The organism is Rhizobium viscosum (assembly GCF_014873945.1).
GTDB lineage: Bacteria > Pseudomonadota > Alphaproteobacteria > Rhizobiales > Rhizobiaceae > Rhizobium > Rhizobium viscosum.
Genome location: NZ_JADBEC010000002.1, coordinates 1,224,766 through 1,244,550, shown reverse-complemented (window position 1 = coordinate 1,244,550; position 19,785 = coordinate 1,224,766). Strand labels below are relative to the sequence as shown.

At 57.1% G+C, this 19,785-nt stretch carries 13 protein-coding genes and 1 pseudogene; 11 read left to right on the top strand and 3 right to left on the bottom strand.

The genetic code is table 11. From position 1 onward, the window contains the following. Positions 1–4: 4 nt before the first annotated feature. The 9 genes from H4W29_RS26490 to H4W29_RS26450 all read left to right on the top strand — a co-directional run bounded on the left by H4W29_RS26490 (position 5) and on the right by H4W29_RS26450 (position 9,190). A complete protein-coding gene (locus tag H4W29_RS26490) occupies positions 5–937 on the top strand; it encodes a flavin reductase (protein ID WP_192731793.1) in 933 nt (310 codons plus the stop codon). Next, complete coding sequence (locus H4W29_RS26485) at positions 934–1,971, top strand: LLM class flavin-dependent oxidoreductase (protein ID WP_192731792.1); 1,038 nt, start codon at positions 934–936, stop codon at positions 1,969–1,971. Before H4W29_RS26490 ends, H4W29_RS26485 begins: the two co-directional genes overlap by 4 nt. Positions 1,972–1,978: 7 nt before the next feature. Then, the gene (locus H4W29_RS26480; RefSeq protein ID WP_192731791.1) at positions 1,979–3,442 is read left to right on the top strand and encodes an aldehyde dehydrogenase; all 1,464 of its coding nucleotides are present in this window, start codon (positions 1,979–1,981) and stop codon (positions 3,440–3,442) included. 6 nt (positions 3,443–3,448) lie between these two features. Further along, entirely contained in the window at positions 3,449–3,781 is a 333-nt protein-coding gene (locus H4W29_RS26475; protein ID WP_192732811.1) for an NIPSNAP family protein, read from the top strand. Positions 3,782–3,884: 103 nt separating this feature from the next. Beyond that, a complete protein-coding gene (locus H4W29_RS26470; protein ID WP_376776612.1) occupies positions 3,885–4,823 on the top strand; it encodes an ABC transporter substrate-binding protein in 939 nt (312 codons plus the stop codon). 68 nt (positions 4,824–4,891) lie between these two features. Then, entirely contained in the window at positions 4,892–5,755 is an 864-nt protein-coding gene (locus H4W29_RS26465; protein ID WP_192731789.1) for an ABC transporter permease, read from the top strand. A 3-nt stretch (positions 5,756–5,758) separates the two neighbouring features. After that, a complete protein-coding gene (locus H4W29_RS26460; RefSeq protein WP_192731788.1) occupies positions 5,759–6,559 on the top strand; it encodes an ABC transporter permease in 801 nt (266 codons plus the stop codon). Then, positions 6,556–7,632 carry an ABC transporter ATP-binding protein gene (locus H4W29_RS26455; RefSeq protein ID WP_192731787.1) on the top strand — a complete coding sequence of 359 codons (1,077 nt, stop codon included), beginning with the start codon at positions 6,556–6,558 and terminating at the stop codon, positions 7,630–7,632. Before H4W29_RS26460 ends, H4W29_RS26455 begins: the two co-directional genes overlap by 4 nt. A 76-nt stretch (positions 7,633–7,708) precedes the next feature. Further along, a complete protein-coding gene (locus tag H4W29_RS26450; RefSeq protein ID WP_192731786.1) occupies positions 7,709–9,190 on the top strand; it encodes an NAD-dependent succinate-semialdehyde dehydrogenase in 1,482 nt (493 codons plus the stop codon). A 431-nt stretch (positions 9,191–9,621) separates the two neighbouring features. On the opposite strand, the pseudogene H4W29_RS26445 reads toward H4W29_RS26450, so the two are convergent. The 3 genes and pseudogenes from H4W29_RS26445 to H4W29_RS34510 form a co-directional block, all read right to left on the bottom strand. After that, positions 9,622–10,215, bottom strand: a pseudogene (locus H4W29_RS26445) (aldehyde dehydrogenase family protein); the annotation flags it as partial. After that, on the bottom strand, positions 10,169–10,615 hold the full coding sequence (locus tag H4W29_RS34515) for a hypothetical protein (RefSeq protein ID WP_246517475.1): 447 nt from the start codon (positions 10,613–10,615) through the stop codon (positions 10,169–10,171). The pseudogene H4W29_RS26445 and the gene H4W29_RS34515, both read right to left, overlap by 47 nt. Before the next feature lie 18 nt (positions 10,616–10,633). Then, the gene (locus H4W29_RS34510) at positions 10,634–11,035 is read right to left on the bottom strand and encodes a heparin lyase I family protein (RefSeq protein WP_246517474.1); all 402 of its coding nucleotides are present in this window, start codon (positions 11,033–11,035) and stop codon (positions 10,634–10,636) included. A 607-nt stretch (positions 11,036–11,642) separates the two neighbouring features. Between H4W29_RS34510 and H4W29_RS26435 the strand changes: the two genes are divergently transcribed. Next, entirely contained in the window at positions 11,643–12,029 is a 387-nt protein-coding gene (locus H4W29_RS26435; RefSeq protein WP_192731785.1) for a hypothetical protein, read from the top strand. Between the two features lie 775 nt (positions 12,030–12,804). After that, complete coding sequence (locus H4W29_RS26430) at positions 12,805–19,776, top strand: calcium-binding protein (protein ID WP_192731784.1); 6,972 nt, start codon at positions 12,805–12,807, stop codon at positions 19,774–19,776. The last annotated feature ends 9 nt before the right edge of the window (positions 19,777–19,785 follow it).

Genomic DNA, 19,785 nt, shown 5'->3' with positions numbered 1-19,785 from the left:
AGGAATGACAATGAGTGATCCAAGAGCGCTTCGCGATGCGTTCGGCGCATTCCTGACCGGCGTAACAGTCGTTACGACGTTCAGTGACGACGGTGCCCCCATCGGTTTCACCGCTAACAGCTTCACCAGCGTATCGCTGGATCCCCCACTGCTTCTAGTTTGCTTGGCGAAGACCTCCCGGAATTATCAGACGCTGACGGCGGCAAAGGGGTTCGCGGTCAATATTCTGTCTGAAGACCAGAAGGAGGTTTCCAATACTTTCGCAAGGCCGGTCGAGGATCGGTTTGCTGCCGTGAAATGGCAGCATGGGCCATTCGGTTCGCCTGTCTTCTCCGATGTCGCTGCATGGTTCGACTGTTCGGCGCATGATCGGGTCGATGCTGGCGACCATATCGTCCTGATCGGGCGCGTCGAGGCGTTCAAGAATACCGGGAAGACGGGGCTTGGCTATGCGCGGGGAGGCTATTTCACGCCAGCGCTGACCGAAAAGGACCTGCTGGCAAATGTCGACGGCAGCCTTTCCGTCGGAGCCGTCGCCGAACGTGCCGGCCAGATCCTTCTTGTCCCGGATGCCCATGGAGGCTGGACTTTGCCCTTCGTGGACAAGGCGCAGAGTGAAGGCCTGGATGTGCTCGAACCGCAATTTGCCGCTGAAATCGGCCTGACAATCCAGACCGGGCTTCTCTATTCGATCTACGAGGACACCAAGGTCGGTCGTCAGCACATCGTTTATCGCGCAGTCCTCGGCGAGGGCGTTCCGAAGATCGGCCAACTGTTTCCGGTTCAGCAGCTGCCGCTCGACAAGATCTTGGATTCCGCTGTCTGCGAAACCGTCAAGCGCTACGCCCAGGAAAGCGCTCTCGGCAACTTTGGGATCTATTTTGGCAACCAGGACAAAGGCCGCGTGCACGCCGTGGCAAAAAAGGGTGATCTATGAAATTCTCGCTTTTCGTTCATATGGAACGGCTGAACGCCAGGCAAAACCATCAAGACCTCTACGAAGAATTCGTGACGCTGTGCGAAATTGCCGACAAAGGCGGCATGCACGCAATCTGGACCGGCGAACACCACGGCATGGATTTCACCATTGCGCCGAACCCTTTCGTCAATCTTGCCGATATCGCCCGCCGCACGAAGAACGTGCGACTTGGCACCGGGACGGTAATTGCCCCCTTCTGGCATCCGATCAAGCTCGCAGGCGAGGCAGCGATGACCGACATCATCAGCGGCGGGCGCCTGGACCTCGGGATTGCGCGCGGAGCCTATAGTTTTGAATATGAGCGCCTGATGCCAGGCCTCGACGCCTGGGGCGCGGGTCAGCGCATGCGCGAGCTGATCCCTGCCGTCAAAGGCATCTGGGCCGGTGACTATGCCCACGACGGGGAATTCTGGAAGTTTCCGTCAACGACCTCGGCACCGAAGCCGGTGCAGCAGCCGCATCCGCCGATCTGGGTCGCCGCACGCGACCCCAACAGTCATGAATTTGCCGTCGCCAACGGCTGCAATGTACAGTGTACGCCACTGGCCAACGGCGAGGCGGAAATCGCCAGCTTAATGGAGAGATTCAACGCAGCCTGCCAAAAGGTGCCAGAGATGGCGCGCCCCAAGGTCATGTTGCTGCAGCATACATATGTCGGATCCGATGAGGCCGACATTGCCCAGGCGGCCAAGGAAATCAGCGCCTATTACAATTATTTTTTCGCCTGGTTCAAGAACGAGCGCCCCATCAGTCAGGGTCTCATTCAGCAACTGAGCGAAGAAGAGCTGGCCGCGAATGCCAACCTGTCTCCCGACAGGATGATCACAAACATGCCGATCGGAGACGCCGCGACGGTCGTCGACCGCCTGAAGGTCTACGAAGCGCAGGGTTGGGACGAATATTCATTCTGGATCGACACCGGCATGAGCTTCGAGCGCAAGAAGGCGTCGCTCGAACGTTTCATGGCCGATGTTATGCCGGCGTTCCAGTGAGGCCGCCATGCAGAGCTTTCAGCAATATATAGACGGTGTTTTCGATGACGGTTCCGGTCGGTTCGACAGTGTCGACCCGGCCACCGGCAATGCCTGGGCCTCCATGCCGGAAGCACGAGAAGACGATGTCGACCGTGCGGTAAAGGCGGCCGAACGGGCGCTGTGGACTGGCGCATGGGCGACGATGACAGCAAGCGCCCGGGGCAAGCTCCTCTACAAACTGGCCGATCTGGTGCAACTCAATGCCCCGCGTCTTGCAGAGCTGGAAACGCGTGATACCGGCAAGATCATCCGGGAGACTTCGGCGCAGATCGCCTATGTCGCCGACTATTATCGATATTATGCGGGTTTGGCCGACAAGATCGAGGGCTCGACACTCGCGATCGACAAGGCGGAAATGGACGTATGGACACGCAGGGAACCGGTCGGCGTCGTCGCTGCAATCGTGCCATGGAACAGCCAGCTCTTTCTTTCCGCTGTCAAAATCGGCCCGGCTCTCGCTGCCGGGTGCACTATGGTCGTCAAGGCTTCGGAAGATGGCCCTGCACCGATGCTTGAATTCGCGCGGCTGGTGGATGAAGCCGGGTTTCCGAAAGGCGTGCTGAATATCATCACCGGCTTCGGTCCCTCTTGCGGCAACGCGCTCACCCGCCACCCGAGTGTCGCCCATATAGCCTTTACCGGCGGTCCGGTGACGGCCGCACATGTGGTACGGAATTCCGCCGAGAACCTCGCCAGCACCTCGCTCGAGTTGGGAGGCAAGTCACCGTTCATCGTTTTTGCCGATGCCGATCTCGAAAGCGCGGCCAATGCCCAGGTGGCAGGTATTTTTGCTGCCACCGGCCAGAGTTGCGTCGCCGGCTCACGCCTCATCGTAGAGCGATCGGTGAAGGACGACTTCATCAGCCTGCTCAAGGTCAAGGCCGAGGCGATCCGCATTGGCACGCCGTTGGACATGGCGACCGAAGTTGGTCCGCTCTGCACGCGCCGCCAGCGCGATCACGTCGAACAGATCGTCTCGGCGTCGGTCAATGCCGGTGCGAAAGTTGTGACCGGTGGTCGGGCACTCGAAGGTGACGGATTCTATTACCTGCCGACCATCCTCGATTGCGATGGTGTCGATTCGCCCTCTATGGAAAACGAACTCTTCGGGCCGGTCTTGTCGGTCGTTTCCTTTGCCAACGAGGATGAAGCGGTCGCGCTGGCCAATGACACCCGTTTTGGGCTGGCTTCCGGTGTGTTTACCCAGAATCTGACGAGAGCGCACCGGATGGTCAAGCGGATCCGAGCCGGGATCGTTTGGATCAACACCTATCGTGCCGTCTCGCCGATCGCGCCGTTCGGGGGGTATGGCCAGTCGGGCCATGGACGCGAAGGCGGGCTTGCCGCAGCGCTCGACTTTACCCGCACCAAGACCGTCTGGCTGAGAACGTCCGACGAGCCGTTTCCTGATCCCTTTGTGATGCGGTGAACCATGTTGTTCTACGAGATCAGAACCTATCGCTTGAGGAATGGCGCCATCCCCGAATACCTGAAGGTAGTTGGCGAGGTGGGCATCACCATTCAGAAAAAGCATCTCGGCAATTTGGTCGGCTACTTCTCCTCGGAGATCGGGCCGATCAACGAGATCGTCCATATCTGGGGTTTTGAGACCCTCGACGATCGTCAGGCACGGCGGTCACGCCTGGCAGCCGATCCGCAATGGCAGGCTTTCCTGCCGCAGATCCGTGACCTCATCGTCACTGCTGAAAGCAAGATCATGACGCCGGCATCCTTCTCACCTTTAGGGGGCAAGGATCCGGTCCAGTAAATTTCTGTCAATTTCTCAGGGAGGAGAAAACATGAAAAACAGTTCGATTATCGCTTTGTTCGTCGCTGCTCTCGGCATTTCCGGAAATGCCTTGGCCGACGAAATGGTATTCACGAGTTGGGGCGGCACGACGCAAGACGCTCAAAAATCGCTCTGGGCCGGAGCATGGAGCCCACAGTCTAACATCATGGTCACGCAAGATGGTCCGACCGACTACGGCAAGCTAAAGGCCATGGTCGAGGCCGACAATGTGACCTGGGACGTCGTCGATGTTGAAGGCGACTATGCCGTACAGGCGGGAAAGGCCGGCCTACTTGAAAAACTTGACTTTACGGTCATCGACAAGAGCAAGCTCGATCCGCGGTTTGTAACGGACTATTCCGTCGGAAGCTTCTACTACTCCTTCGTGATCGGATGTAACAAAGACGCCGTCGAAGCTTGCCCAAAAACATGGGCCGACATCTTCGATACCGCGAAATTTCCGGGCAAGCGTGCATTTTACAAATGGTCCGCGCCCGGCGTGGTCGAGGCAGCGCTGCTGGCTGACGGTGTCCCGGCCGACAAGCTTTATCCCCTTGATCTCGATCGGGCATTCAAGAAGCTCGACACGATCAAATCGGACATCGTCTGGTGGGACAGCGGCGCGCAATCACAGCAACTCCTTGCATCCGCCGAGGCGCCCTTCGGATCTTTCTGGAACGGTCGATTGACGGCACTTGCGAAAACCGGCGTCAGCGTTGAAACGTCGTGGACGAACAACATTACGGCTGCGGACGCGTTGGTGGTGCCGAAGGGCGCGAAGAACAAGGAGGCCGCAATGAAGTTCATTGCCAACGCGACGAGCGGAAAACCTCAAGCTGACTTCGCAACGATGACGGGCTACGCACCGATCAATCTCGATTCTCCGGGCATGATGGATCCAGAGGTGCGCAAGACTTTACCCGATCAGCAGGCGCAAACTCAGGTAAACGCTGACATGAATTATTGGGCCGAACACCGTGATGAGATCGGCAAGCGGTGGTACGCGTGGCAGGCGAAGTGATCTCGATGTGACGCGAAAGCAAACACGGGTCGGACGTGCCGGCCCGTGACTTCGAAAGGACCTGGAGGATGGCAGTGGTTCTGTCGGCAACGATTGACGGTGGACAAAGAAAGCTTCGGCGGGACGGCAGTTTCGGCTATGTCGTTCCAGCGCTGCTGCTGATCGCGTTCTTTTTTATCGTCCCGGTACTCGTTCTCTTGATGCGGAGCGTGCTCGAGCCTGCGCATGGTCTCCAGAATTATGCTGAGCTCCTGGGGTCCACGACCTATCTTCGGATTTTCATAAACACGTTCATCGTCGCCGGGCTGGTGACGGTCGTCTCCGTAGTGATCGGATTTCCTGTGGCGTGGCTCCTGGCTATCATGCCAGAGCGCTGGTCGCGGTTGGTATTGGCAATCATCGTCCTGTCGATGTGGACCAATCTCCTGGCGCGAACCTATGCCTGGATGGTGCTTCTGCAGCGCACCGGCGTCGTCAACAAGATGCTGATCGGCCTCGGCATCATCGACAAGCCGCTGGCGCTGGTCAACAATCTCGTCGGGGTCACCATCGGCATGACCTACATTATGCTGCCTTTCGTGATCCTGCCGCTGATTGGCGTGCTGAAGTCGATCGATCCGGCGATCCTGCGGGCGGCCGCACTCTGCGGCGCCAACAAACGTCAGTGTTTTACCCGGGTCCTGCTGCCGCTGTCGCTGCCCGGCATCGCTGCCGGTGCGCTCATGGTCTTCGTCATGTCGCTTGGCTATTACGTCACGCCGGCACTTTTGGGGGGCACCTCGAACATGATGCTGGCCGAACTCGTGGCGCAATTCGTGCAGTCGCTGGTCAATTGGGGCATGGGCGGCGCAGCCGCACTCGTCCTCCTGGTCGTGACGCTTGTGCTCTATGCCATCCAGCTCAAATTCTTCAACCCCAATCGGGCGAGGTAAATCATGCTCCTCGATTTCGAAAAACTCGGCGGCCTGCGACCATTCCTGATCGGCCTGACAGTTGTGGTCTGTCTGTTTCTGATCCTGCCGATCGTCTTCATCGCCGCGCTGTCGTTCGGCTCCTCGCAATGGCTGATCTTCCCGCCGCCTTCGTGGACCTTCAAATGGTACCAAGCGTTGTTTGACGATCCGCGCTGGCTTTATTCGGCGCTGACAAGCCTGAAGATCGCCGCCATCGTCACGGTGCTGTCCGTCGTGCTCGGCTTCCTTGCCGCATTCGGTCTTAACCGCGGCTCCTTCATCGGGCGCGAAGCATTGCGCGCTCTGTTCCTGACACCGATGATCCTCCCGGTCGTGGTGCTTGCCGTTGCCCTCTACGCGCTGTTCCTGCACCTTGGGCTGGCGGGCACCACGATCGCTTTCATCATCGCACATCTCTTGATCGCGCTGCCTTTCTCGATCATTTCGATCGGCAACGCGCTGGAAGGATTCGACAAGTCGATCGAAGATGCCGCCATTCTGTGCGGTGCAAGCCCCTGGGAGGCCCGTATCCGGGTGACTGTGCCCGCTGTCAGCCACGGCATCTTTGCGGCCGCGATCTTCTCCTTCCTCGCTTCGTGGGACGAAGTCGTTCTTGCCATTTTCATGGCAAGCCCAACGCTGCAGACACTGCCTGTCAAGATCTGGGCAACGCTTCGGCAGGACCTGACGCCCGTCATTGCCGCCGCCTCCACTATCCTTATTGCCTTCACCATTCTGCTGATGGTTCTGGCCGAATTCTTCCGCAAGGGACGTAAAGCATGACCCAGCCGTTTCTCTCCATTCGTGGCATCCGCAAAACATACGGCCAGGTCATAGCCGTGAACAACGTCACCCTTGACGTTGCTGAGGGTGAGTTCATGACTTTTCTCGGACCATCGGGATCGGGCAAATCCACCACGCTGTACATCCTTGCCGGATTTCAGGACCCGACCCATGGCGATATCCTGCTAAAGGGCCAGAGCATGCTCTCGACGCCGTCGCACAGGCGCAATATTGGCATGGTATTTCAACGCTATACGCTGTTTCCGCATCTGACGGTCGGTGAGAACGTCGCGTTCCCCCTACGGATCCGGCGTGCGGGCCAGGCAGAAATCGTAGAGCGGGTCAAAAAAGCGCTCCAACTCGTGCGGCTTGAAGGTTTCGAGGATCGCAAACCGGCATTGATGTCCGGCGGTCAGCAGCAACGCGTCGCGCTTGCGCGCGCGCTGATTTATAATCCGCCCGTGCTTCTGATGGACGAGCCGCTGTCGGCGCTCGACAAGAAGCTGCGCGAGGAAATCCAGTTCGAGATCCGCCGCATCCATCAGGAAACGGGTGTGACGATCCTCTACGTCACCCATGATCAGGAAGAAGCCTTGCGGCTTTCCGACCGTATCGCCGTTTTCAGTCAGGGCGAGATCGACCAGATCGGAACCGGACAGGAACTCTACGCCAATCCGGCTACACGTTTCGTGGCGGGCTTTATCGGCGACAGCAATTTTATCAATGCCGAGGTTTTGTCGAGCGCCAATGGCCACGCGAAGTTGTCGCTGCCGGGCGGCACTGTGATCGACGGGGTGCCGATGCATGCCGGTAAGGCGAGCGGCAAATCCGCTTCGCTGCTGCTGAGGCCGGAGCGCCTGTCGTTGTCGAGTGCACGGATCGATAATGGCCTTGCCGTGACGATCAACGACATCACCTTCCTCGGAAACAACATCGAGGTCAGCACTCAGACCGGTAATGGCGAAAGCCTTTCCGTGCGCCTGCCATTCGGCCACGAGGCGATCTCCAGCATCAGCCGCGGCGATAAGGCCTGGCTGAGTTTCGAGCCGAAGTCTACACACGCATTCGCCTGACCCTGATGCCGGTGTCCGATGGTATCGGGCCTCGGTCATCGCTGCAGCAATCAGCTTATCGAAGGAGGCCGGCGCCATGGCCCTATCCAAGACACTTCTTGCCAAACTGAAGGACCCTTCGCTTGCTACCGACAAGGCCCTGATCGCCGGCGAGTGGCATTCAGGCGGCGAAACCGGCGCGACCTTCGATGTCACCAATCCATCGACCGGCGAGGTGATCGCCACCCTCCCGAACATGACGCGAGCCGATGCCGCGCGCGCCATCGATGCCGCGCATAGGGCGCAGAAACTTTGGGCGAAAAAGACCGGGAAGGAGCGCGCAGCGGTGCTGCGCAAACTCTACGATTTGATGGTCGCCAATGCCGACGATCTGGCGGCGATCCTGACCATCGAAATGGGCAAGCCGCTGGCCGAGGCGAGGGGCGAAATCCTCTATGGCGCTTCTTACGTTGAGTGGTTCGGCGAAGAGGCCAAGCGGGTTTATGGTGACACGATCCCGGGGCATCAGCAGGACAAGCGGATTATCGTGCTCAAGCAGCCTATCGGTGTGGTTGCCTCCATCACACCGTGGAATTTTCCCAATGCCATTCTGGCGCGCAAGTTTGCCCCAGCCGTTGCGGCCGGCTGCGCCATGGTTTCCAAACCTGCAGCCGAAACGCCGTTGTCGGCGTTGTCTCTCGCTGTTCTGGCCGAGCGCGCCGGGCTTCCTGCAGGCGTCTTTAACGTCGTCACGTCGAAGAAATCCTCTGATATAGGTCAGGAATTCACTGAGAACGATAAAGTGCGCAAACTGACCTTCACCGGTTCGACCGGTGTCGGCAAGATCCTGATGCGCCAAGGCGCCGAGCAGATCATGAAGCTTGGCCTCGAACTTGGCGGCAACGCACCGTTCATCGTCTTCGACGATGCCGATCTCGATGCCGCCGTCGAAGGCGCGATGATCTCGAAGTACCGCAACAACGGCCAGACCTGCGTCTGCGCCAACCGTCTTTATGTGCAGGCCGGCGTCTATGATGCTTTTGCCAAAAAGCTGGTGGAAAAGGTTGCGGCGATGAAGGTCGGGGACGGTTTTGAAGAGGGGGTCGTTGCAGGGCCGCTGATTACCGAAAAGTCGGTGGAGAAGGTCGAGGAACATATCGCCGATGCCCTGGAAAAAGGCGGCGCCATTGCCGTCGGCGGCAAGCGCGATGCAAGAGGCGGACTGTTTTTCCAGCCGACCATCCTCACAGGCGTGACATCCGCTATGAAGGTGGCGCGGGAGGAAACGTTTGGTCCCGTCGCTCCCCTGTTCCGGTTTGAAACCGAGGCTGATGTCGTGGAGATGGCTAACGACACCGAATTTGGACTGGCCTCCTATTTCTACGCCAAGGATCTCTCGCGCGTCTTCCGGGTGGCCGAGGCATTGGAATATGGAATGGTTGGCATCAATACAGGCCTGATCTCCACCGAGGTAGCGCCTTTCGGCGGCATCAAGCAATCTGGCCAGGGTAGAGAAGGCTCGAAATATGGGATCGAGGATTATGTCGAGGTGAAATACCTCTGCCTACAGGTCGATTAGCGTAACTGCATCGGCGGCTCGATTCTTTTCAAGGCAACGATTATTGTAGGCGACCACCGCATATTCCAGAAAGCGCCGATTTTCGGTCACTCCTCTTCCTCTTGCACATACCGTTGCAATAGAAAATCACGGGCGAGCGGCGAAGCAGGACAATTTCCGTAGCAACGAATTTCAGGGTTTGGCGTCCTCATCGCAAAAACGTTGTATCATCGCTCACATGAACGATAAACAATTCACGCTGAGCGTCGTCGTGATAGAGCGGCGTGATGTCAAAAAGCATTCCGTCGGGGGCCGCGAACTACAGAGTGGGCTGTATAGCCGACTAGATCGCCACCGTAATTAGCGTAAGCCAGCCACCCGCGTACTGCTGTGTGTCCTGGGTGATGCTTTACCCAATGATCGACGTTATCGGCCGCCCAATTGCAGCTTGTTCAGTTCCAGCCGACGACGCCCTTGATCTCAAGGAAGTCATGGATCGCCCAGTCGGCATATTCGCGACCGTTGCCGGATTGCTTGTAGCCGCCGAAGGGAGCGAAGGTGTCCCAATCCGGATAGTTCAGATAGACCGATCCGGCACGCATCCGCTTAGCGACGGCGCGAGCATGGTCGATGTTCTCAGACTGGACATAGGCGGCAAGGCCGTAGACGGTATCATTGGCGATGCGAATCGCCTCGTCCTCGTCCTCGTAGGAGATGATCGACAGGACCGGCCCAAAGATTTCCTCACGCGAAATGGTCATGGCAGGCGTGACGTGGCCGAACACCGTCGGCCGGATGTAATAGCCGCGGTTCAGTCCCTCGGGACGGCCGAGGCCGCCGGTAACCAATGTCGCACCTTCGTTGATGCCACTTTCGATCAGCCGCTGGATCTTGTCATACTGGACCTGGCTAACGACAGGGCCAAGATCGATGCCTTCGGCGCGCGGGTCTCCGGTCCTGAAGGCTTCGGCGGCCTTCTTGGCGATGGCGAGCGCCTCATCAAGGTGGTTCGCCGGGACGAGCATGCGGGTCGGTCCGTCGGCGGATACGGCCAGGTTTGATCCGGTAGACCATATCAACCCAATCCTTCCGGGGATCCGGAAGTGGCCGGTTTCCTTCTGGCCGAATTTCGACATCCGCCGCGCCAATATACTTGTCCGGATCTGCCACGAAGGAGAGCGCATTGAACTGAGCAACCAGGTTCTCCGACAGTCCCAGCGCCTTGGAAAGCGTTTGTGTCGCTGGAGCCTGGGCTTCACCTTCCAGTCCCTTAAAAAGCTCCTGCTTGAACAATTGCTGCGAGAGATCAGGCATTGTCTTCTTCAGCAATTCCAACGACTGCAGAGACTTTACGGCGTTGATTGTCTGATCAGTCGGTTGGAGATCGCCAAGTGCCGCCTGAGCGGAAACTAGAGCGTCTGGATCGCCTTCAGCTTTCGCCACCACGCGACGTACGTCGTTGTCTTATACGGTGATGTGGAAAATGCCGTTGTCAAAGCGCTGGGCGATCATTGGACTGCTGTCGCCCGGTCCCTTCCATTGTCCAATCACAGAGCGAGCGCTGCCGACGGAGGGTACCTCGCCAGTGATCTTGAAGCTGAAGCTGTACCAGACCTCGTCGCCGAACGACGGCCAGAACTTCTTGGCAGTTCGAAGCTCCGCTCGCTGGCATTCATCCTCACATTCGAGGCCGTTGTCCCCGTCCTTTGTGATGATATCTATCGCGGCGCTTCCACAACGTCCGGGTTTGGTGAATTGGACCTGACTCGGCAGAATCTGCTGCGTCGTCCATTTCGAGGCATCCACCTTCGAGCCGTCAAAATGGTCGTCCAGTCCAGCAGCGCACGCTGCGCCGCCGGCAGTCATGATAATTGCGAAAAGGATTGATCTCATCCGCTCCCCCAAGATCAATGAGATGCAGATTATTACCATGTTCACCGTAAAGTTGAATAACGCGCGGATGGACTTTTTTTGGATGTAAGCTGGCGCTGATTGTCGGCACAGGATGCAAACGCCGAGGAGGGATTCGTGACCACTTCGAGGCCGTGAAGGTGCTGCAACCTCGCTCTGTGGGCACGTATTGCGCCCGCAACGCAGTGGTAGGATCGCCCAGCATCCGGAGCGGCGAAGGATGTCGAGCGTGATATGAACCGCGGTTTAGATCGCTCTTCGGCCCGGGATTCGGATTGCTTCGGCGGGGATTGAGAGCGAGCGTATCAGACATCCACGCGGCAGCGACCTTCCGTACTCTCCCAACACATAGATGTGCTCGTCGGAAAGTTGTCGTCTGTGCTCCTCATTGTCCCTCCTGATGCGCCGACGCGACCGAGTTGGACGATTCCTTCGAATGGGGCGAAATCAGGATGGCCGCCGGAAGTCTCTGACAAGGGCATTGCTAAGCCGTCCGAGGGCCTCCGCGATTGACACAGGCAAAAAGTGTCTCCAGCTTTTCATGAGGACAAAGGAGGTCCCGATGATCGTTCAGCAAACGGCCACCGTACGGAGCCTAGAGACGCTATGGATCGAGCATGTGCGCAGCTTGGCTCATTGGGAGAATGTATTCGGTCCGGCCACCGCGTTGAGTTCATTCGGGCGCATGTACACTTCGATAGCAAACCGTCCCCGTTGGCTGCTCTCTGGCCAGGCGAAGCAATGCTTTCTCAACGCTACCGCGTTTGCCCTTGTCCGGGATGACGTGACGTATGTAGAAGGATTCGCGTTCGATCCGGGCATTCCCATCCCTGTGGAGCACGCCTGGCTCGTTGATGACAATGGACACGTTATCGACCCTACCTGGGACGAGAACCGCGGCACCTCTACTACGGCGTGCCCTTCGAAAAGGATTTCATTGCCACGATGATGAAATAGTCTGGCGGTGAGTGCGGGCTACTAGATCATAGACTCATGCGCCAGCACGCGCGGTCGAAGCAGCAATTTGAGCGAGGCGTGCGAGGCAACTCGAAATCATCGGCCTGATCGGGATCGTCTTCATCGACTTTGACATCAGTATCGCACTCTATCGTGGGGCCTTGCCCTTCCAGATCGAGACGGCCCTGGGTACGCGAGCAATTACGGCATTGCCGCTGTAGTAAAAAGGCGTCTCGCCGTAGCTCAGGCCGCATTGGGATGAGAACGTCGTCAGGATAATTTGCGAAAAATTCATTCCACTGTCAGTAGAACCAGCCCGAAAAATATTTCTCGTATAAGTTTTTAATTCATCTTGCATTCTAAAAAAACAACCTCTAGCTTATCAAGCTAAAATAGCAGATGGCCGTCCTACAGCCACCTTCCACCAACTATAACGAGCCTTTGTAAAACTGGGGGCAGGGGAGTGGGAATGCATTTCCTAGAGGTTTTCGCGATCGGAAGTCTCGTCGCGGCCGGGGTTTTTCACGTCTGCATGCTTGTCGTGTTCGAATATCTTACCAACAAGATAAAAAGATATGGGCCTAACCTAGTAACCAAAATCGGGAAGGGCCTCCCTGAAATCGATCTGCAAAGTCACCGCATCCCGTTGGAGTTGAAAAATAAATTCCTCCTTTATAGGCGCGCCTGGGCAGTCGTAATTTCAATCTTGATGGTGCCAGCCGCCGTCTACTTGCTCACTAAAGCATTTATTTAACGAGGGGTGAAAAATGCTGCCTGAACCGATCCTGTATCGCTCGAATCCGAAGCCAAAAGAAGAAGATATTCTGAATGATCGACTCCAAACACTTTTGGATACAGTTATTGGCGAGATAGCCGGCGAAGTCGGTGCGTCGAAAGTTATCGAATTTACTGCCAAGAACATTGGTGTAACGAGCCTGGTGACGTTTTTAGTTACAGTCGAGCACAAGGAGGATGGCTTCTACATCAATGCCGCGAAGTTCGCGACAGACGTAGTGATGCCAAACCTTGGGGCTGCTGCCCTGCAGGTTGCGGGAGCGGCAATTCTGGCAGCGCTGGGGGTAACTATCGGGGAAGGTCCTCTGGCAGTCTTGGCGGTTGCTGGCGGACTGAATTTGGCGGGCAAGTGGCTTTGGGAGAAGGTAGAGAGCAATCTGCCGGAGGGAGACCTAGTTGATCACCTTTTTGGGACCGCGGACACAGAAATCCGATATGTCGTTAATGGGCAAATCATCGGCGGCGGCATCTACGAATATGTCGAGGATATCGACTTTGTAGCCGCCATGGGCACAATTGCTCATTATGCGGAGGCAACTCCTGCGGGTACGATCGAAGTATATAAAAACGGCAACCTCGATACAACCTATGCGATATTACAGGGCGATGCCGTTCAGGAACTCGCCGCTGGAATGGGGGTTTCGACCGCTGAGTTTTACACGTGGAATTGGGCTGCGGACAAGGATGGCACCGCCACCACGAATGGGACCCAACTGGTCAATTATGACGGCCAGGAAAATCTGACCTTTGTCGCCGCTGGGGCGAAGATCGCCCTCAAAATGTGGTCTGCGGATGGTACGAGATTGGAACAGCTTTCTATGCGAGCTGACCACATCGGCATCGGCCAAGGGGCTGTTACGACTCTTTTCGAGCCGACCGTCATAATCGGTCATGCAACCGGTGAATTTCTGGATGCCGCGCGATCCTCGGACACCTATATCATTGGAGGCGGAGGCGACGATTTTATCACCGGAGGCAGCGGCAACGACCGGTTGTTTGGCGGATTACTTCAAGGCGATGCCAAATCCTCGGAAACCAATACCATTTCCGGGCTTGATGGAAATGATCTCATCCACGGCGCCGGTGGGGTGGATATCGTCGATGGGGGCGCAGGCGCCGATACAATACTTGGCGGTTATGGGAACGACCGAATTATTGGCGGCGAAGGCGAAGACCTGATACATGGCGACGTTTTGTATTCTGGCGGATCCGTGCTTGACGGAACCGACTACTTGGCTGGCGGGAAAGATCGAGATCGGATCTTCGGTGAAGATGGCGCCGACCTTCTGGTCGGAGGAGACGTCGCCAGCTTTTACGATGTGTCCCTGAGGGCACATCACCCTGAATGGAACGACGGTGCAAAAGATGTGCTGAGTGGCGGCTTCGGAAACGACCGTTACCTCATTTCTCACGAGAACGACTACAATAACACCGACACGCCCGCTCAATCGTTGGAGTACATTGATATTATCGATGAGACTTCCGGCGACGGCATTGGCGAAATCTTGATACAGAACCACAAGATTACCGAAATGGCCGGTGGTCAAACCGTCGAAACGACAGACGCGATCGCCGTTGCCGGCACCTACGAGGCTGTCTCCACAACTGACCTCGGCACTTTTTACATAAACACTTCATGGAGCACTGACGATCTTGCGACGACGCAGTGGGTTGTGAAGATCTTGGTTTCGACGACGCTTGACGAACGAGGCCGCCCTTACGTCTTCTTGATGCCGGAATATCCGGATGGCGGCGCGCCTTACGCTGCGATCAAAGGATTCAAGCAGGGCGACTTCGGAATTACGCTGAAGGACTATTCGTCTCCAAGCGAAGGCACGCCGAACAACGATACAATCAATGGTCCCGATCAATCCCGGCTTCTCACGGCCGCCATCGACGTCACGTCGGATGCGGACGGCAATGAACGGCTGCACGCCGGCGCTGGGGACGATGTGGTTTATGGACGCGGCGGCCAGGACGAGATCCAAGGTGAGGAAGGAAACGATACTCTATATGGCAATGAAAACGACGACCTTCTGACGGGCGGGGTCGGAAACGACACCTACGGCTATGCCCGTGGCGACGGCAACGACACGATCATCGAGACCGCCGACTACAGCGGAAGCCTCGATAAATTGATCTTCTCTGACATCGACGCCAGCGAGATCACCCTTCGTCAGAAAGGCAACGACCTTATCATCGAAATCGCGGAAAGCGCTCCCGGCGCCGGCGATGGCGGTTCGATCCTCGTCAAGTCATCGGTTGCAGGTGCTCTCGAGCACGGTATCGAGAGCATTCAGTTCAGCGATGGAACGAGTTGGACCAAACAGAATATCATAGCCAATATCAGCGTGATCGAACCTGAAGGGATACTCGGAACGTCAGGGGCCGACGCCCTTGAGGGCACTATGGGCGACGACTTGATCATTGGTCTCGCTGGTGCCGATGCCCTGTCCGGCAGCTTCGGCGACGACGTCTATGTTTATGCCAGCGGACAAGGAAACGACGTCATCAACGACGGCGTTAACATGTCCACTGAGGTCGACGTTCTTCGTATGACCGGTCTGACTCCGGCAGACGTGACGGCTGTCCGAGACGGTGAGAGCTTGAAGATTTCGATCAATGCGACCGGGGAAGTGATCACAATCGAGAAGCAGTTCCTATCGGATGGCTACTGGGGTATCGAAAAAATCGAATTTTCGGACGGCACTTCCTGGAACCGGGAAACGATCCTTGAAATTGGGGCTATTGGCAACGATGTTGACTTTCAAGGGACGGATGGAAACGATACACTTCACGGCAACGATGCAGACGAGTCCTATCGCGGCGGCCTAGGCAACGACACCTTGATCGGCGACCGGGGAAGCGACACCTACCTTTATTCGGGAGGCGACGGTAACGACGTCATTGACGAAGAGAGCTGGCCGAACGATCTCGATACCCTCCAATTCACGGATCTCAACGCTGCGGACATAAGCGCTGCGCACGTCGGGACAGACTTGAAGATCACCATTCTCGCGACCGGCGATGTAATCACCGTCAGAAATCAATGGTACACAACGTGGGGGAACTTCGGTCTCGAGAAAATTCAGTTCGCCGACGGCACTTCGTGGGACCGCGCCACGATCATGGCTCTGGAAGCCCAGCCAATCGTGGGCACGCCAGCTAATGACGTGATCGAGGGTACGTCGGAAGCCGACATCATCACAGGCGGTCTCGGCGACGATACGATCAAGGGGCGCGTCGGGAGCGATGTCTATATTTACGCGAGCGGCGATGGGAACGACCTCCTCGATGATGAAGGAAGCGATATCGGGGGTGTCGATAGCCTCCGCCTGTCGAATCTCAATGCGTCGGACATTAGCGCGACGCGCGATGGCCTGGCATTGGTGATCAAGATTCTCAGCACCAATGAGACGATCACGATCGATAGCCAGTATTCATCTCAGTACGACTACTATGGTTTCGAGAAGATCGAATTCGCCGACGGAAGCTCATGGAACCGCGACGCTCTCATGGAGCTTGGTCGGATTCCCAATATCGTCGGAACGACCGCCAGCGACACGCTGACTGGCATCTGGTTCAACGAGACGATCAGCGGCGGCTTGGGCGACGACGTCCTGAAGGGCGGCTACGGAAGCGATACCTACGTCTACAATTCCGGGGACGGTAACGATCGGATCGAGGATAGCTCCTACTCCTCTTCGGACAACGATATCCTGCGTCTTTCGGACATCAACGCCGGAGGTGTCTCACTGGCGCGAAGCGGCTTGGATCTCAAGATTACGATAATAGCCACAGGCGCAATAATAACGATCGACGACCAGTTCGATCCAGATGGGTATTACGGACTCGAGAAAGTTGAGTTTGCCGATGGGAGCTATCTTTCTCGTGCAGACTTGATGGCGATTAACGAATCCAGCCAGACACTTGTCGGGACAGGCGCCGTCGACTTTCTGACTGGCGCATCTGCGAACGATACCCTTGCGGGCAAAGGAGGGGACGATTGGTTGGACGGCGCCGCCGGATCCGACCTCTACATCTACGCAACAGGCGATGGGAATGACAACATCACCGACCGGGAAGATGATCGACTGAGCGATGTCGATGTTCTTCGTCTGAGTGATCTGAACGCATCCGATGTTGCTCTCGTCCGCAGTGGCCCCGATCTCAAGGTCAAAATTCTAAGCACCGGGAATGAAATCACTGTCTGGCAGCAATTTTCGAGCCAGTCCGATTTCGCCGGCATCGAGCGAATTGAGTTTGCCGACGGAAGCTCCTGGGATCGGTCGGTCATCATGGCTGCGCAAAGCGGGGAAATTACCGGCACGAGTGGAAACGACACTCTGAACGGTACCTCCGGCGACGATGTGTTCAATGGCGGACTGGGTGATGACCGCTTGTACGGCGCGGGGGGGACGGATGTTTACGTATATTCGTCTGGCGATGGCTCCGACTACCTCGACGATGAAGCAACCGAACCGAATTCGGTCGACACACTTCGCTTCACCGATATCAACGCATCGGACATTTCGGTGGCGCGCAATGGCGTCAACCTCAACATAACGGTCCTGGCGACCGGTCATGTCATCACGATCGATGAGCAGTGGTACGACGTAAACGGCTACTGGGGGTTCGAGAAGATCGAATTCGCGGACGGCAGTTCCTGGAACCGGTCTGACATCATGGCCATCGGAACCTCTCCGCAGGGGCCGATCACCGGAACGGCGGGAAATGACACGCTTACCGGAACGTCTGGCGCCGACACTTTCATCGGTGGACGGGGTAACGATCGCATGCTCGGCGGCCAGGGTGCGGACGTCTATGTCTACACGTCGGGTGACGGGACAGACTACATTGACGATGAGGCTAACGAGCCCGAGTCGGTGGACACGCTCCGCTTCACCGATATCAACGCATCGGACATTTCCGTGGCGCGCAACGGCGTCAATCTCAACATAACGGTCCTGGCGACCGGCGATGTCATCACACTTGATGAGCAGTGGTACAGCGACGCTGCCTATTGGGGCTTCGAGAAAATCGAATTCGCGGACGGGTCTTCCTGGAATCGCGATATCCTTATGAACATTACGAACACCGTCGCACCCACCATTGGCACGAGTGGTAGCGATACGCTGCTCGGTACCGGCGGAGATGATGTGATCTCCGGCCTTGCCGGCAACGATCAGCTTCAGGGCGGCGACGGCAGCGATCGGATAAATGGCGGCGCCGGTTCCGACGTAGCTGTCTTCGAGTACGATCTCAGCGCTTATCAGATCTCGGTAGCCGACGGTCAGGTCGTTCTTGTCAATGGCTCCTTCACCGACACCGTGACAAATGTCGAGACACTGCAGTTCAACGATATGAGCATTTCCGTCAGCGCGGGTGTCTCACTGACATATACCGGGACTGCGGGCGCTGACACCATCACCGCCACGATGAGTCATGACACTATCAAAGGGGCGGCCGGCAACGACGCCGTCAACGGCCTTCTCGGCGACGATTCCATCTATGGCGGCGTAGGCGACGATCAACTCGATGGTGGCGAAGGCAACGACACCTATTACTACGCTTCCGGCGACGGCAACGACACGATATCGGACGTGGCCATTGCACTGGGGGATACCGACGTTCTTCGTTTCACCGATCTCAACATCAGCGATCTGACGATATCGCGCTCCGGGGAAGACATGTTCATTACGGTCAATGCGACCGGTCACGTCATCACGATCAACACGCAGTACTTCAGCGCCGGACAAGGGTGGTCTCTCGAGACCTTGGCGTTCGCCGATGGAACTTCGCTCGCCCTGGATCATCTGCCCGATACCAGTTGGATCTACGGCACGAACTCGGCCGAAACGATCGATGGCAACTGGGGCAAGGACTACTTCTTCGCAGGTCAGGGCGACGATGTGATCAACGGCAGCGCCGGAGGAGATGTCTACGTCTATCGCCAGGGTGACGGAAGTGACACGCTGAACGACGACGTCGGCTTCACCGATGCCTTGGACGTCCTACGCTTCACCAACCTGACCGCATCCGATCTGATTGCCGCTCGCCATGGAGATGATGTCGAACTCACGGTTGTGCCGACAGGTGCTGTTATCACCCTCAAGGGCCAACTCTTCGAAGATCCCGGCTACTGGGGTATCGACAAGTTCGAATTTGCCGACGGCAGTTCATGGAGCCGCGAAGCCATCACGGCATTTGCCTTGAACGCCATCGACAAGACTACGGCCGTTGGAACAAGTGGTGACGACACGCTCTTTGGAACCTCCAACCACGACGTCTTCGATGGTGGACTTGGCAACGACGTCCTCTTGGGCGGCTATGGTAGTGATACCTACCTCTACGCAGCAGGAGACGGTACCGACTACATCGATGATGAAGCCAATGCGGCCAATCAAGTCGACGTTCTGAAGTTCACCGATCTGAACCAGTCGGACATCGTTGCCGAACGTGACGGCGTCAACCTGAAGCTGACAGTGGTCGGCACCGGGGATACGATCACGCTCGATGAGCAGTTCTATGCCGACACCGACTATTGGGGCTTCGAGAGGATCGAGTTCGCGGACGGTTCCGTCTGGAACCGCGACGCGATCATGAACATCGGTTCGCCGAGCGCAATGGTCGCGCCGGCCAGTGCGACGTTCATGGCCGGTAACGATGACATCCTTGTGGGAACAGAGGCTGACGACAACTTTGTCTTCAGTGGCAATTTCGGCCACGATACCATCATCGATTTTGCGGCAGGCGCCGGCTCGATCGATGTCGTCGATATCGAGACCGACGTCTTCGCGGACTTCGCATCGGTGATGGCGGCAGCCACGCAATCCGGTTCGGATACGCTGATCACATACGACGGCGACAATTCGATCCTGCTGAAGGACGTTGCGCTGAGTTCGCTGCACCGCGACGACTTCCGTTTCGTGGCGGCAGCATGAGCGGAGTCT

Bases quoted from the DNA above. Each gene is read 5' to 3' on its own strand.
- H4W29_RS26490 (WP_192731793.1), top strand. From the start codon at position 5: ATGACAATGAGTGATCCAAGAGCGCTTCGCGATGCGTTCGGCGCATTC.
- H4W29_RS26485 (WP_192731792.1), top strand. From the start codon at position 934: ATGAAATTCTCGCTTTTCGTTCATATGGAACGGCTGAACGCCAGGCAA.
- H4W29_RS26480 (WP_192731791.1), top strand. From the start codon at position 1,979: ATGCAGAGCTTTCAGCAATATATAGACGGTGTTTTCGATGACGGTTCC.
- H4W29_RS26470 (WP_376776612.1), top strand. From the start codon at position 3,885: ATGGTATTCACGAGTTGGGGCGGCACGACGCAAGACGCTCAAAAATCG.
- H4W29_RS26465 (WP_192731789.1), top strand. From the start codon at position 4,892: ATGGCAGTGGTTCTGTCGGCAACGATTGACGGTGGACAAAGAAAGCTT.
- H4W29_RS26460 (WP_192731788.1), top strand. From the start codon at position 5,759: ATGCTCCTCGATTTCGAAAAACTCGGCGGCCTGCGACCATTCCTGATC.
- H4W29_RS26455 (WP_192731787.1), top strand. From the start codon at position 6,556: ATGACCCAGCCGTTTCTCTCCATTCGTGGCATCCGCAAAACATACGGC.
- H4W29_RS26450 (WP_192731786.1), top strand. From the start codon at position 7,709: ATGGCCCTATCCAAGACACTTCTTGCCAAACTGAAGGACCCTTCGCTT.
- H4W29_RS34510 (WP_246517474.1), bottom strand. From the start codon at position 11,035: ATGACTGCCGGCGGCGCAGCGTGCGCTGCTGGACTGGACGACCATTTT.
- H4W29_RS26435 (WP_192731785.1), top strand. From the start codon at position 11,643: ATGATCGTTCAGCAAACGGCCACCGTACGGAGCCTAGAGACGCTATGG.
- H4W29_RS26430 (WP_192731784.1), top strand. From the start codon at position 12,805: ATGCTGCCTGAACCGATCCTGTATCGCTCGAATCCGAAGCCAAAAGAA.